General features: G+C 62.6%; 15 protein-coding genes. 8 read left to right on the forward strand and 7 right to left on the reverse strand.

Translation table 11 applies throughout. The features are described 5' to 3' along the window. Positions 1 to 2: 2 nt before the first annotated feature. The 3 genes from JV241A_RS14730 to JV241A_RS14740 are packed head-to-tail and all read right to left on the reverse strand — an operon-like array spanning position 3 to position 3,105. A complete protein-coding gene (locus JV241A_RS14730) occupies positions 3 to 791 on the reverse strand; it encodes an SDR family oxidoreductase (RefSeq protein WP_115087680.1) in 789 nt (262 codons plus the stop codon). 32 nt (positions 792 to 823) lie between these two features. Next, positions 824 to 1,993 (reverse strand): sulfotransferase, encoded by a 1,170-nt coding sequence (locus tag JV241A_RS14735; RefSeq protein WP_134063250.1) that lies wholly within the window; start codon positions 1,991 to 1,993, stop codon positions 824 to 826. Further along, positions 1,990 to 3,105 carry a DUF1214 domain-containing protein gene (locus JV241A_RS14740; protein ID WP_134063252.1) on the reverse strand — a complete coding sequence of 372 codons (1,116 nt, stop codon included), beginning with the start codon at positions 3,103 to 3,105 and terminating at the stop codon, positions 1,990 to 1,992. Before JV241A_RS14740 ends, JV241A_RS14735 begins: the two co-directional genes overlap by 4 nt. Positions 3,106 to 3,311: 206 nt before the next feature. On the opposite strand from JV241A_RS14740, the gene JV241A_RS14745 reads away from it, so the two are divergent. The 5 genes from JV241A_RS14745 (at position 3,312) to JV241A_RS14765 (ending at position 8,525) form a co-directional block, all read left to right on the forward strand. Next, positions 3,312 to 3,782 (forward strand): SRPBCC domain-containing protein, encoded by a 471-nt coding sequence (locus JV241A_RS14745; protein ID WP_115087683.1) that lies wholly within the window; start codon positions 3,312 to 3,314, stop codon positions 3,780 to 3,782. Positions 3,783 to 3,947: 165 nt separating this feature from the next. Next, positions 3,948 to 4,892, forward strand: a complete 945-nt coding sequence (cysD, locus tag JV241A_RS14750; RefSeq protein ID WP_275670885.1) for a sulfate adenylyltransferase subunit CysD — start codon at positions 3,948 to 3,950, stop codon at positions 4,890 to 4,892. Further along, on the forward strand, positions 4,892 to 6,784 hold the full coding sequence (gene cysN, locus JV241A_RS14755) for a sulfate adenylyltransferase subunit CysN (protein ID WP_134063254.1): 1,893 nt from the start codon (positions 4,892 to 4,894) through the stop codon (positions 6,782 to 6,784). Before cysD ends, cysN begins: the two co-directional genes overlap by 1 nt. A 140-nt stretch (positions 6,785 to 6,924) precedes the next feature. Then, positions 6,925 to 8,097: a helix-turn-helix transcriptional regulator gene (locus tag JV241A_RS14760; RefSeq protein ID WP_134063256.1), complete on the forward strand. Its 1,173-nt coding sequence runs from the start codon at positions 6,925 to 6,927 to the stop codon at positions 8,095 to 8,097. A gap of 83 nt (positions 8,098 to 8,180) precedes the next feature. Then, entirely contained in the window at positions 8,181 to 8,525 is a 345-nt protein-coding gene (locus JV241A_RS14765) for a hypothetical protein (RefSeq protein WP_115087687.1), read from the forward strand. On the opposite strand, the gene JV241A_RS14770 is transcribed toward JV241A_RS14765, so the two are convergent. Further along, positions 8,522 to 8,854, reverse strand: coding sequence for a hypothetical protein (locus tag JV241A_RS14770; RefSeq protein WP_134063258.1), 333 nt, complete (start codon positions 8,852 to 8,854; stop codon positions 8,522 to 8,524). The two genes, JV241A_RS14765 and JV241A_RS14770, sit on opposite strands and share 4 nt — an antisense overlap. A 110-nt stretch (positions 8,855 to 8,964) precedes the next feature. Continuing rightward, positions 8,965 to 9,954, reverse strand: coding sequence for a hypothetical protein (locus JV241A_RS14775; RefSeq protein WP_134063260.1), 990 nt, complete (start codon positions 9,952 to 9,954; stop codon positions 8,965 to 8,967). Positions 9,955 to 10,253: 299 nt separating this feature from the next. Between JV241A_RS14775 and JV241A_RS14780 the strand changes: the two genes are divergently transcribed. Beyond that, positions 10,254 to 10,679, forward strand: a complete 426-nt coding sequence (locus JV241A_RS14780) for a hypothetical protein (RefSeq protein ID WP_134063262.1) — start codon at positions 10,254 to 10,256, stop codon at positions 10,677 to 10,679. 33 nt (positions 10,680 to 10,712) lie between these two features. After that, complete coding sequence (locus tag JV241A_RS14785; RefSeq protein ID WP_134063264.1) at positions 10,713 to 11,690, forward strand: tetratricopeptide repeat protein; 978 nt, start codon at positions 10,713 to 10,715, stop codon at positions 11,688 to 11,690. Between the two features lie 23 nt (positions 11,691 to 11,713). On the opposite strand, the gene JV241A_RS14790 is transcribed toward JV241A_RS14785, so the two are convergent. Together JV241A_RS14790 and JV241A_RS14795 are read right to left on the reverse strand one after the other, a co-directional pair. Then, positions 11,714 to 12,394 carry a hypothetical protein gene (locus JV241A_RS14790; RefSeq protein WP_134063266.1) on the reverse strand — a complete coding sequence of 227 codons (681 nt, stop codon included), beginning with the start codon at positions 12,392 to 12,394 and terminating at the stop codon, positions 11,714 to 11,716. Positions 12,395 to 12,434: 40 nt separating this feature from the next. Continuing rightward, a complete protein-coding gene (locus JV241A_RS14795; protein ID WP_134063268.1) occupies positions 12,435 to 12,617 on the reverse strand; it encodes a hypothetical protein in 183 nt (60 codons plus the stop codon). Positions 12,618 to 12,690: 73 nt separating this feature from the next. Between JV241A_RS14795 and JV241A_RS14800 the strand changes: the two genes are divergently transcribed. Then, positions 12,691 to 13,317, forward strand: coding sequence for a histidine phosphatase family protein (locus JV241A_RS14800; RefSeq protein ID WP_134063270.1), 627 nt, complete (start codon positions 12,691 to 12,693; stop codon positions 13,315 to 13,317). The last annotated feature ends 113 nt before the right edge of the window (positions 13,318 to 13,430 follow it).

Below are 13,430 nucleotides of genomic sequence, written 5' to 3' on the forward strand. Positions count from 1 at the left end.
CCTCAGTACATCACTTCGCCACCGTTGGCATCGAGCTGCGCGCCATTGATTGCACTGGCGTAGTCCGATGCCAGAAACACTGCGGCGCGGGCGCACTCCTCGTCGCTGCGCATGCGCCCGCCAGGGATGCCGGCACTGAACTCGGCGCGCACTTGCGCTTCGCTGACACCGCGGGCCACCGCGCTCTGGCGCACCAGGGCCTGCACCGGCTCGCCCCACATCCAGCCACAGGCCAGGGCATTGACCCGCAAGCCGTGGGCCGCCTGTTCGCTGGCGAGATAACGCACGCTGGCGGCCAGGGCGCTTTTCGACGCGGCATAGGCGGCGCCGCCCTGATACGGTTTGCGCACCCCCAGGGTGTTGATCATGACGATCGCCCCCGCGCCCTGTTCGCGCATGGGCGCCAGCACCGCGCGGCTCATGTTCAGCGAACCCAGCAGGTTGACCTCCAGCGCCTCGCGCAGCGGGTCGTTGTCCGCCTCGTCCACGGCCTGGAAACCACCATGGGAGAAGGCGCTGTTGATCAGCGCATCGATACGGCCGAACTGCTTGAGGGTAGCTTCGGCGAAACGCTGGCAGGCCTGCACATCGGTGATGTCGGTGGCCACGCACAACACTTCGCAGTGTTCGGCAACGGCCTTGATGCGCTGTTGTGCCTCCAGCAGCCGGCCCTGGTCGCGGGCGCCGATGGCCACGGCCCGCGCCCCTTCGCGCGCGGCCTCCAGGGCCAGCTTGATACCCAGCCCGGGGCCGACGCCCGAAACCATCACGACTTTGTCTTTGAGTAGCATGGGATGACTCCTTTTATTGTTATGGGATTGGCTCAGGCGTGGATATGCCGGGCGCGGTACTCGGCGTAGTCACGTTGCAGCAGCGCGTCGCTGAGGCCGAACTGCTCAGGGCTGTAGTGATGGGTGGCGCGTTTTTCCCGGCCGTTGGCGGCCAGCCATTGGTCCATGGCCGCGTTGACCGGCGCGGTGCATTCCAGGCCGGCGAAGCGGTAGATGCGCTCGACCACCGCCAGCGGTGCGGCCAGGGTGTCTTCGAACCGCACATCGAGAAAGCGCCCGGCCGGCAGGCTGTCGCGTACCGCCATGGCATGGCGCAGTGCCCGTGCCATGCGCCGGTTCCACTGCTCGCCAACGGCTTGGGCATCGGCCTGGGCGCTGTACAGCTGCCACAGGGTATGGATGAAGCTGGCCAGCGAGGGGATGGTTTTGCCCGGTTCGCGATGGGTAAGCACCACCTGCGCCCCGGGGAACACCTCGAACAACAGCTCCAGGGTATGCAAGTGCTGCGGGCTCTTGAGCAGCCAGCGCCGGCCCGGGGCAATGCCACGGCGTGCCTGCTGCCACTGCAGGAACTGCAAGGTGCGCTTGAGGTAACGGTAGACCTGGGTCTGGTCCTGGCGATCGAGCCAGGCGGTATAGCTGGGGACGTTGACGTAGGAGTCCATGGCGCAGAGGAACGAGTGCTCCATCAGCATGAACTCCTCGTCGGGCTGCTCGGCGTCCAGTGGGTGAATGGCCAGCAACTGCGGGAGGAACTCGACCATCGCCGCTACTTCGGCACGCGCCCGGCCGATGCGCTGCAGCGGCTGTTCCAGGGTTTCCCCGCTCAGGGGCGCCGGGTAGCGGGTTTCCCACCACTGCGCCTTGCTGAACTGCGAGTCCACCGCCAGGGTGCGTTGCAGCAGCGTGGTACCAGTACGCGGCAGGCCGACGATCACCAGCGGGTCGTTGATCTCAATCTCGAGAATCTCAGGGAGGCGCCGACAGTGGTCTTCGATCACCAGGCGATTGACCAATTGCGCCAATAGCTTCTCGCGCAGCAGCAGGCGCCCTTGTGGCGATAATCGCGCTTCCTGCTCCAGGGCCTGCCCCAGTACTTCAAGGCCCTGGCGAAAATCGCCCGGGCCGAAATCGTCAAGACCGCCTGCGCGAGCACTGGCCTCGGCCAGCAGCAGGTCCAGGGAAAAATCGTTGCCGCTCATACTGCCAGCTCCTTGAGGTCATTGAGTTTGACCACGCGGGTGGTCGGCTGAACCGGTTGTTTGGCGCCAACCCAGCGCAGGCACAGGGTGCCGTGGGGGTGGCCGGCGGTTTCCAGCCAGTTGGCCAGGCCCGGGTCGCGGTGGCTGAGGACCATGCGCAGGCTGCCGTTCGCCGCAAGCTGCGCCGCATGCTTGTTCAGGCAGATGCGGTGGTAGCGGTAGTCGAGCGACTCCATCCAGTAGTTGTTGATCTGCAGGTTCCAGAAGTCGCAGGCCGGCATCTGGTCGACCTCGATCAGCAGCGCTTCGTCGTCGGCCAGTGCCCAGTACGAGTGGTAGTAGAAGATGTTCGGATCACCGCCCACTGCCTGGCACAACGCCTGGTCGGCGGCCGGCAACTGGTTGCTGTGCTGCTGGTAACCCTGGGCCCAGTCGGCGAACAGCCGTGCGGTGTTCTCGACGAAACCACCGACTCGCTGCAGGCTTTGCTGCAGGCGTGCGGCGTCCAGCGGCGCGGGTGCCTGGCCGCCATTCAGGCGCTCGATGTGCAGTTGCGCCGGCTGCTCACTGCTGCGATCGAGGAAGGTCTGGCGCACGATCAAGGCATTGCTCTGCGGCTCAAGGGGCAGCCAGTTACCGCTGGCCGGCGGGTGCTGGCTGAGGATGATCTCGAAGTTGCCCTCGGCATCCAGCTGCAATTGCCCGGCGTCGATAAAGCCGGTCTGGATCATCTTGCCGTCGGTTTCGTAACCACCCTTTTGCGAGCCAAAGCTCAGGTAGGCGACGCTGCCGCGCTGGCCGCTGACACGGTACTCGTGCTCACCGTTCAGGCGTGCATAGCGGTACAGGTTGTCGGGGTTATCGGCACCGATTTTGGCGGTTTCATGGGAGGGGGTGATGAACCCGGGAAAATCTGGATCGGCGAACTCCAGGTGCATCTCCAGGGCGATGCGCAGCAAGCGGGTCAGGTAGCGAAAACCTTCGGCGCGGGTTTGCTCGTCGGCCGGAGCCTCGGCGCGCAGGATCTGTTCGCCGCTGCGGCGCAACTGCTCGCAAAAACGGGTCCAGCTCTCACCGCTGATGACCGCCTGTTGGGGTGTGTCTGTAGCCATGTCAGTCTCCTCTGCCGGCGGAGGGTCCGCCGTTGTACCCGACCTTAGGGAGGAGCCCGGCAGCGCGGCTTCGTCCGTGCGGACTAAACCGCCGATCTAGTCCGCCTGGACGAGGAGCCGCCGGGCACAAGCGGTGAGGATCGCGCCTGAGCCCCGGCTCACTGGCGCCCCCTTGTGGCGCGCAGTCACCCTCACAGGAGCCACCCATGAGTGCAGAAAAAAACCTGGTCCGTTCGCTGACCGTGGACATCGATGCCCCGGCCGAACTGGTCTGGGCGATCCTCATCGACCTGCCCGCCTACCCGCAGTGGAACCCCTACACGGTCAAGGTCGAGTCGAGCCTGGTGCTCGGCGAGCCGGTCAACCTGTTCCTGCCCGACCCACGCCGGCCTGGTGAGTTGCTGAAGGTGGTCGAACGCCTGGCCGACTTCGAGCCGCATCGCTTGCTGGCCTGGGAGATGCACGCCAGTGCCGACAACCCTGATGCGGCGCGGCGCGAGCAGTTGATCGAACGCAGTGGGCCAGCGAGTTGCCGCTACCACACCACCGACCAGTTCCTCGGCCCGACCGCCGACCAGGTCATGGCCGACCACGGCCCCTGGGTGAAACAGGGCTTCGACGCCGTGGCCGTGGCACTCAAGGCCCATGCCGAGCGGTTGTTCGGGTCGGCGCCTTGACCTTGTCCGTGTCGTCTGGATTGCGGGGCTAGCCCGTTCCCACAGGTACTGCATCAATGCTCAGAACAGCACCAAACCTGTGGGAGCGGGCTTGACCCGCGATGAGGCCAGTCCAGCATTCTTCGTCCAAGCAGACGAAGAAGCCACCGCCCCCCATTACCTACCGTGACGTTCAGCCGGTGCCAATCCCGGCAGAACTCGAGGAGGTATCCGATGTTGACTCATCTGCAATGGCTGGAAGCGGAAAGCATCCAGATCATCCGCGAAGTGGTGGCCGAGTGTGAAAACCCGGTGATGCTGTATTCGATCGGCAAGGACAGCGCCGTGATGCTGCACCTGGCGATGAAAGCCTTCGCGCCGGGCAAGCCGCCCTTCCCCCTGCTGCACGTGGACACCACCTGGAAGTTTCGCGAGATGATCGAATTTCGCGACAAGACCGCTGAACGTCTGGGCCTGGACCTGCTGGTGCATATCAACCCCGAAGGTCTGGAAAAGGCCATCGACCCCTTCACCCACGGTTCGGCCCTGCACACCGACGTGTGGAAGACCCAGGGCCTGAAGCAGGCCCTGGACCACTACGGTTTCGACGCAGCGTTCGGCGGCGCCCGGCGCGACGAAGAAAAGTCGCGGGCCAAGGAGCGGGTGTTTTCGCTGCGCTCCGAGCAGCACCGCTGGGACCCCAAACAGCAGCGCCCGGAGCTCTGGCGCCTGTACAACACACGCAAACGCAAGGGCGAAAGCCTGCGCGTGTTCCCGCTGTCGAACTGGACCGAGCTGGATATCTGGCAGTACATCTACCTCGAACAGATCCCCATCGTGCCGCTGTACTTCGCCAAGGAACGTCCGGTGGTACGCCGCGACGGCACGCTGATCATGGTCGATGACGAGCGCCTGCCACTGCGGCCTGGAGAAACCCCGGAACTGCGCAAGGTGCGTTTCCGCACCCTGGGTTGCTACCCGTTGACCGGCGCCATCGACAGCGACGCCGATAACCTGCCGGCGATCATCAGCGAAATGCTGGTCAGCCGCACCTCGGAACGCCAGGGCCGCCTGATCGACAGCGATTCGGCCGGCTCCATGGAGAAGAAGAAGCAAGAGGGGTATTTCTGATGAACGCGATCACCGATGCACGCAATGGCGACCTGACGCCCTACCTGCAACAGCAGCAGAACAAACAGCTGCTGCGCTTCATCACCTGCGGCAGTGTCGACGACGGCAAGAGCACCCTGATCGGCCGCTTGCTGTATGAGTCCAAGGTGCTGTTCGAAGACCAGTTGGGCCAGCTTGAAGCTGACTCGAAAAAACTCGGCACCCAGGGCGAGGAGCTGGATTTCGCCCTGCTGGTCGACGGCTTGAGCGCCGAGCGCGAGCAAGGCATCACCATCGATGTGGCTTACCGTTTTTTTGCCACCGAAAAGCGCAAGTTCATCGTTGCCGACACCCCCGGCCATGAGCAATACACCCGCAACATGGTCACCGGTGCGTCCACCGCCGACCTCGCAGTGATCCTCATCGATGCCCGCCAGGGCCTGTTGACCCAGACCCGCCGGCACAGCTACCTGGTGTCGCTGCTGGGCATCCGCAAAGTGGTGGTGGCGATCAACAAGCTCGATCTGGTGAGCTATTCGCAGGCGGTGTTCGAGCGCATTGAAGCCGAGTATCGCGCCTTCGCTGCACAGATCGGCCTGCAGGATATCCAGTGCATCCCGCTCTCGGCACTGCGCGGCGACAACATGCTCGAAACCAGCCCCAACACCCCCTGGTACCAGGGCCCGAGCCTGCTTGCGCACCTGGAAGACGTGCCGCTGGAGCAAGCCCGGCAGAGCCAGGCGCCGTTCCGCTTGCCGGTGCAATGGGTGAACCGCCCGAACCTGGATTTTCGCGGCTATTGCGGCAACGTTGCGGCCGGCAGCGTGCGCGTCGGCGAGCGCATCCGCGTGCTGCCTTCAGGCCAGCAGAGCGAGATCACCTGCATCCTTGGCAGTGCCGGAGAACAGCAGCAAGCCCTGTGCGGCCAGGCCGTGACCCTGACCCTGAAGGACGAAATCGATATCAGCCGCGGTGACCTGATCGCCCTGGCCGACGCCCCGCCGGCCGTCGCCGACCAGTTCGAGGCGACCCTGGTATGGATGGACGAAGAAGCGCTGCTGCCGGGCCGCCCGTACCTGATGAAGATCGGTTGCCGCACCGTCGGCATGAGCTGCGCCAACCTCAAGCACCGGGTCGATGTGAACAGCCTCGAGCACCTGGCGGCCAAGACCCTGGAGCTGAACGGCATCGGCGTGTGCAATCTGCACCTGGACCGGCCGATCGCCTTTGATGCCTATGCCGACAACCGCGACACTGGCGGCTTCATCGTCATTGATCGCCTGAGCAACCGCACGGTCGGCGCCGGCATGCTGCACTTTGCCTTGCGCCGGGCGCAAAACGTGCACTGGCAGGCCATCGACGTCAACCGCGAGGCCCATGCCGCGCTCAAGGGCCAGGCGCCACGAATGCTGTGGTTTACCGGGTTGTCCGGCGCGGGCAAGTCGACCATCGCCAACCTGGTCGAGCGCAAGCTGCATGCCCTGGGCCGACACACCTACCTGCTCGATGGCGACAACGTGCGCCACGGCCTGAACCGCGACCTGGGCTTCACCGAAGCCGACCGGGTGGAGAACATCCGCCGGGTGTCGGAGGTGGCCAGGCTGATGCTCGATGCTGGCCTGATAACCCTGGTGTCGTTCATCTCGCCGTTCCGTGCCGAACGCGACATGGCCCGGGGCCTGGCGGGCGATGGCAATTTCCTCGAGATCTTCATCGATGCGCCGCTGGCCCTGGCCGAGCAGCGCGACCCCAAGGGCCTGTACCTGAAAGCCCGGCGTGGTGAGCTGAAGAACTTCACCGGCATCGATTCGCCCTACGAGCCACCGGTGGCACCGGATATCCATATCGATACCCAGCACGAGACTGCCGAGGCCGCTGCCGAACGCATCGTCGAGGCCCTGCTGGCGTTGTAACGGCGACCGGGCGCAGCGTTGCACCCTGGTGCGTGCGCTGCGCTCATCAGCGCCCGGCCATCTAAGCCAAACGGACGATTTTGTCTCCCTGACCCAGGTCGATACTCGAGCCATACCAACACGCAGCCAAAGAGGCGCGCATGACCCTGCCCTTTCCTACCTGCCCGGACCTGCACGCCAGCCTCGACATTGCCCCTGCCGAGCTCAGCAACCTGCTCGGGCTGGTCTATCACGGCCCGCTGGAGTCGACGCCCTGGGCCAGTTTGCTGGACGTCCTGCGCCAACGCTTCGCCGCCAGCTTCTTCACCCTAGTGCTGCGCAATCCCGACCACCAGCGCCCCGGGCTGATCGTCAATGCCTCGGTACATGGCCCGCTGTTGCCTGGCGAGCCCTCCTACAGCGAGCATTACTATTCGATCTGCCCGTTCATCGACTGGCCCGTGGACCAGGTCGCCAGTGCCGACCAGGTGCTGGGCACCGAGGCCTGGCTGGGCCATGAGTTTTACCGCAACTACCTGCGGCCGCTGGACCTGCGCCATGTACTGGTGGCCAACATGCGCACCGCCGCCGGCATGCACTGCGCCCTGTTCGCCTGCCGCGACCACGCCAGCGAGGATTTCAATCAAGCGCAGATCAACTTGATCCGCCTGTTGTTGCCGCACCTGCAACAGGCTGTAGACCTGCACTCGGCAGTGGATCAACTGGATGCCGAGCGCCAGCTCTATGCGGCCACCATCGACCGCCTGATGGTCGGCACGGCCATCCTCGACGAGAATGGCCGGATGATGCGCTGCAACCGCGCCGCCCAGCGCCTGTTTGACAGTCGCGACGGCCTGGAGTGCAGGCACGACAAGCTGTGTGCCTTTGCCAGCCATGAGAACCGCGCGCTGCAGCATGCCATCCAGGCGGTGTTGAAACAGCGCCAGCGCGGCCTCGACGACCTGCAGGTGCTGACCCTGGCACGGCCCAGCGGCGAGATGCCGCTGAACCTGTTGCTGCGCCCGATTGCCATGAGCTACCAGGCCCAGAACGGCACCCGACGCCCGGCCGTGGCGGTGTTCATCCGCGACCCGGCGGACTCGCCACAGGCCTCGCGCAACCTGCTGCGCAGCCTGTTCCAGTTGACCCGCACGGAAACCGAGGTGGCCATGCTGGTGATGGATGGCCAGACCCTTGATGAGACGGCCGAAGCACTCGGGGTATCGCGCAATACCGTGCGCGCCCACCTGCGCGGTGTCTTCGCCAAGACCGGCGCCACGCGCCAGGCGCAACTGGTCAAGACCTTGCTCAACAGCGTGGCGTCGTTGGGGTAGTGGTTGGCGCCGCCCGTTTGAGTAGAATAGCCGCCGTAGCGCTAGCATCCCCCTGCGCAATTGCGCCTTTGAACGATCAATGGATGATCCTGTTGAAACCCCTCAAGCACCGTTTTCTCGCCATCCTCATGCAGGTCGATCTCAACATTACGATCTGGACCGGCGGCCTCTACATGATCTGGGTGCTGTTCGACCGTGATGCAACGCGGTACTTCGAAGCCTACGTAGTCTTTGCCATCGCCGGCCTTTGCCTGTTCTTCTTCACCGCGCTGTTTGTGCGCTGCCCGGAATGCAACAAATCCATGCACCATCTGTACAAGCCGGGAGAAGGACTGTTGATGCACCGCGGGTTACTGCCCCACGAGGTCTTCACCCAGAAGCTGATCGAGTGCCCCGAGTGCAACCAGGTGGTGAAGTTTCGCGATTAGCGCAAGCTGATAACGATCTTGCGTGCGAGCATGCCCACCAGCATACCGGCGATGGTCAGCAGCACATCGGCGGTGAACTTTGCCGAGTAGTCAGGCGCGTAGATACGGTCATGGGTGTAGAAGGTCGGGCCGGTGTTGAACACAGCGTGGTAGCCATTGGGGAAGAACGCCACCGCGCACAGCACCACGATCAAGCCCAGGGTCCAGGCGCCGGTGCCGTCGTAGGACTGGCTGCGGAACCAGAGGAGAATCCAGGTGAGTACGCCGGCGAGGACCGGCGTCCAGAACTGCGAAGTGAGGGCGCTGTAGAATTCCAGGGTGAAATACATGGGTTTGCTGAGTCCTTTCGGTGACGCCAGTGGAGAAGGTTGGATGACGCGCCTTGAAACGCGGCGGCATGCTATCACGCCGGGCACGACACCGGCGCTCCTGCTCAGCTTCAGCCCTGCGGCGCAATATCGACCTTTTGCAGCCGGTCCAGCCCTACCCCGTAGAAGAACGAAAACGGCCGCCCGGCCTGATACGCGTAGTTGCCACACATCTCGCGCAGGCCCTGGCGCCCGGCGTCGGCCATGTCGAAGGGTTGGTAGGGGTGCTCGCCAAGCGATCCGAACTCAATCGTCAGCCAGGTCGAGCGAAACTTGCCATAGGACATCTCGCTTCCCACGCTGACCTTGAGCCCACCCGTCTCGAGGCGCTCGCGCAGGTCACGGTCGTCAAAATACAGGCTGGCAGGCACGCGCAGGGTCAACTTATCGTGGGTGAGAATGTCCATGCCGCCCTGTAGTTGCGCGCTGTCGGCCTTGAAGCCGGTGATGACGAACGGCAAGGCGCTCTGCACGAAACTGTCGAGCTGGCAGCCCACTTCGGCCTTGACCGTGCTGCTACCGGCGAAGGCATGGCGCCGCTCGCTGTCGCTGATGCGGGTATCGAGGCTCGTCTCGTAGGGAAAGTCGAACCACAGCGGTATTACCTTGCGTCCCATCGCGACGACGTTGGCAGGGGCCGGGCCGATTTCCCGCCCCGCTGCATTCAGTCGCTTGGCCTGGCTGTAGTCCAGCTGCAATTGCACGCTGGAGACCACCGCCTTGCGCGCCTGCAGGATGGCATCGAGCTGGCTGGCCAAGGCCTGGCGCTGCGCGGCGCTCAGGGCTGGCTCAGGGCCACGCAGCACGAGGGTGTCACTTTGCTGGGGATCGAGTTCGATCTGCAGCCGTTGCGTATCGATGTGCTGGGCGGCCAACAGCTGCTCGACGGCCTGGCGGTAAACCTCGTGCACTTGCCTGGCGTCATCGCGAGGATGGGCACCGCCGTGGAACTGCAACTTCGCGAGCACCACCCTGGGCTCCTTGAGCAGGGCCACAACGAGCAATACACACAGCCCGATACCCGCACCCACCATCAGCTTCCATGCAGCACGTCGACTCATTACAAGCCTGCTCCTTGACTAAGACATCCGCAGTACACACTGCGGGCGCGGATAATAACCGCCATTAGCGCTTATTGCTTGTGCGGCAAACGGCATTGTACTGTTTCACCAACAAAGCTTTCAGCCCCGGGCGTTTATCCCCAAACACCTCCGGCCTAAACTGAAATCAGTTTCCAGGCAAAGCACCCTGCCCCGCTTCCCAAATTCCTTGCCGACAGGTCTTGTTTTTGCCTGGGTGACGGCAAGGGTATGATGGCGCCCTGCTTGAATGGAGAGCGCCGCAAGCCATGGACGGATTCTTGAGTAACCTGGTCAAACTTCGAATTGTTCTAACCTTCGGCGCGATTGCCGGATTGTTGCCCGTCACCCTGGTGTTTATCTGGGGGGCACTGTTCTTTCTCGCTGGCGCACTCGGCTCACTGGCGTCAACAGGCTGGCTCGCCTGGGCGATCATTCTGCTGCCGATCTCGATGTCAGTGTTCTGCCTGTGGACGAGCTGGAAAATCTACGCGATCTCAATGGCCACAACCCCCGAAGTACGCTACAAGCGCCTGCTGATTGCCGGGGTGGTCGCGACCGCACTTTGGGGCGTGCCGTGGGCCTACTTTGGCCGCACGTTCCCAACGACAATCTATATCTTCATGATGCCCGGGATTACAGCGGCGGCGATGCTGGCCATTGCACTGAAAAGAGAACAGGCCGTAGCAAAACAGCTGCAGAGCTGATGCTGGAACTGCACGTCGACTAGAAGGAACACCATGCGTATTCATGTATTGAACATGCTGCTGCCTCTCCCGTTGCTGGTGATGATGGCGTGTGCAAGCGCCGCCCTTGCCCCGCCGAGCGAAAAAGCCTTGAACCTGTTACTGGCGGACGAATACCAGGCATCGATCCAGGAAGCGGATCGCGTGCTTTCAAGCGATCCTGGCGATAGCGAAACCTTGAATGTCAAAGCCCGGGCAGTGTCGGCCTTGGGGGATGATCGCCAGGCAATACGGCTAATGAGCCAAGCACTTGCAGCGGCCGAACGCAACGGCCAAGTATCGCTCAGCCAGCAGGCGACCTACTGGAGCAACCTTGGTTACTTCCACGAGCGACTGGGCAACCTCGAGACTGCCCTGAGCCAGCATCAGAAAGCCTTGGACATGCGCATCGCAGTACTTGGCAACGATGACCTGCACACCGCCGACAGTTACAACAACCTAGGTACGACGTTGAGCAAACTGGGGCAGTATGACCAGGCCATCGACAACCTTGAAAAGAACCTGGCGATCAGAAAGCGGCGGCTGGGTGAACACGACGCGTCGGTAGCCACGGCACTGAATAACCTGGGTTTTGCCTACCACCTTCAGCACCGATACCAGGACGCACTGGGCTATTATCAGCTGGCACTGGATATCGACCTGGCCAACCATGGTGCGAACCACCCTAGCGTCGCCATCCGCTGGAACAACATCGGCGACGCCTACTTCGGCCTTGCACAATACGAAAAGGCCGAAGCCTTCCTGAACAAGGCACTGAGCAGCGACATCGCATTCTTTGGCGAGCGTCACCCCAAAGTGTCGCTGCGCTATTACAACCTGGGCAAAATCCATGAAGCCAGGGGTGACACCGGCAAAGCCCGCAGCACCTATACGCAAGCCCTCCAGATAGCCCGACAGTTCTACCCCGAGGACAACTGGCAAATCCGGCATTTACAGGAAAAGTTGCAGGGCTTGGGTAAGCAGGCAAACTAACGGGCGCTGCTGTTGGCGTTGCGTCAGGCGTACTCCCAATCCCGCTCCAGATACTCGACCTGCGCTGGCAACAGTTCACGTAACAGCGCCAGGCACTCTTCGAACATCGCCTTGTCGGGCAAACGCAGTTCGAAGCCGATGGACAGCTCACTGATATGCGGGACCAGGATGCGGCGCTTGCGGTCAATGGTCAGGTAGCGATACTGCTCCCAGCCGGGGCCGTGCTCATGTTCCGTACAGGCTTCGGGCGAAGGCGGCGCCATCTCGCGGGTGAGCAGGATGTAGGCGATAAACAGCGGCGTCAGCAACAGCCACCAGGTGCCGGTCGCCACCGCCAGCCAGAGCATCACCACCGCTTCGATCACCACAACCACCACGATGGTGATTCTGGCGGCGCGATCGGAGCGTACGTACTTGCTGATCGTTATACCGTCGCGGGTGAGCTGGAATGAGAGGTGGGTTCTGACCGTTAATAACAGCAGCATCAGGACGTACATAACGGCACATATCCCGTAGACCCAATTGTCGCCCCCCAGCCAACTGAGCATACCGGCTACCCCGAGCATCCCGATGGTAATCGCCAGGATGCCATTGCGCAGGTCCTTGGGCGCAATGAGGCGAGCCTTGATCGACCAGTTCATCAACGTTTCGGGGGGTGAAGTTGCAAGGGAATCGGATGGATCGGTCGGTTGTGGGTTTTGCACGGATATCCTTATCGTGAACAATGCTGCTGATGCCTACCCCTCAAGCTTGTCGACGCCTCGAGCAGAACTCGATCGCGACCAATACTACACCGGGAACAAGCAAGCCCAGGCCGGTGTAAGCGAATGCAGGTTGCCCGGACAGGCCCACGGCAATAAAGCCTGCGCCCATGGCGATGAGTGGACCGCCGGCAAGGATGAAGGGCTTTTTGCTGGGGTTGTTCATATCAATCCTCCTTGTTGATCTGGCGTCATGTTAAACCAGATTGTCCCATGCACTTTCAAAAGACAGGTAAACAATGAAGCAAACCAGGCTGATTCGCCACGGTGAAAGCGCCGCAAACGCAGGCGAAGCCAGTCGCGATCACGCAAGCATTCCCCTTACGCAGAAGGGTGTCGAACAAGCGCAACGAGTAGCCCGGTCGTTCACCCAGGCGCCGCAGTTGATCGTTGCCTCACCGTTCTCCCGAGCCCAGGCAACCGCCAAGGCGACGGCCACGGCCTTCCCTGCTGCAGCGTTCGAAACTTGGCCAGTTCAAGAATTCACCTACCTTGAACCGGCGCGCTGCGCCAACACCACAGTTACCCAGCGGCGGAACTGGGTCGAGGCGTATTGGGCCAAGTCAGATCCAGCGTTGCGGGATGGCGTGGGAGCGGAGTCGTTTTTGGACTTCGTCTCTCGGGCAAAAGTATTCCTGGATCGACTCGCCGCGCATCCTGCCGAGGATATTGCAGTGTTTTCACATGGGCAGTTCATCAATGCCGTTGTGTGGTTGCTTGAGCGCAAGCCAACGGAAATCGATGGTCGGGCAATGTCGGAGTGGCGAGAGTACGAGATTGCCAACCCTGTGCCGAATGGCGGGGGGTATCAGTTGGTTTGGGATTCAGACGATGCCAGGTTTCGGGCACATGCCCGCACGCCCTGATTGATCGCTGAAGACGCCGCTACTCCACGCTCGTTGCCCTGGACCGCTCACACGCCACCCTCAGCCGTTCATGAGCATCGGGCGGCATCGGCGCGGGGCTGGGCGGTAGCCAA

The sequence above is a fragment of the Pseudomonas sp. JV241A genome (assembly GCF_900275665.1).
Taxonomy (GTDB): Bacteria; Pseudomonadota; Gammaproteobacteria; order Pseudomonadales; family Pseudomonadaceae; genus Aquipseudomonas; species Aquipseudomonas wadenswilerensis.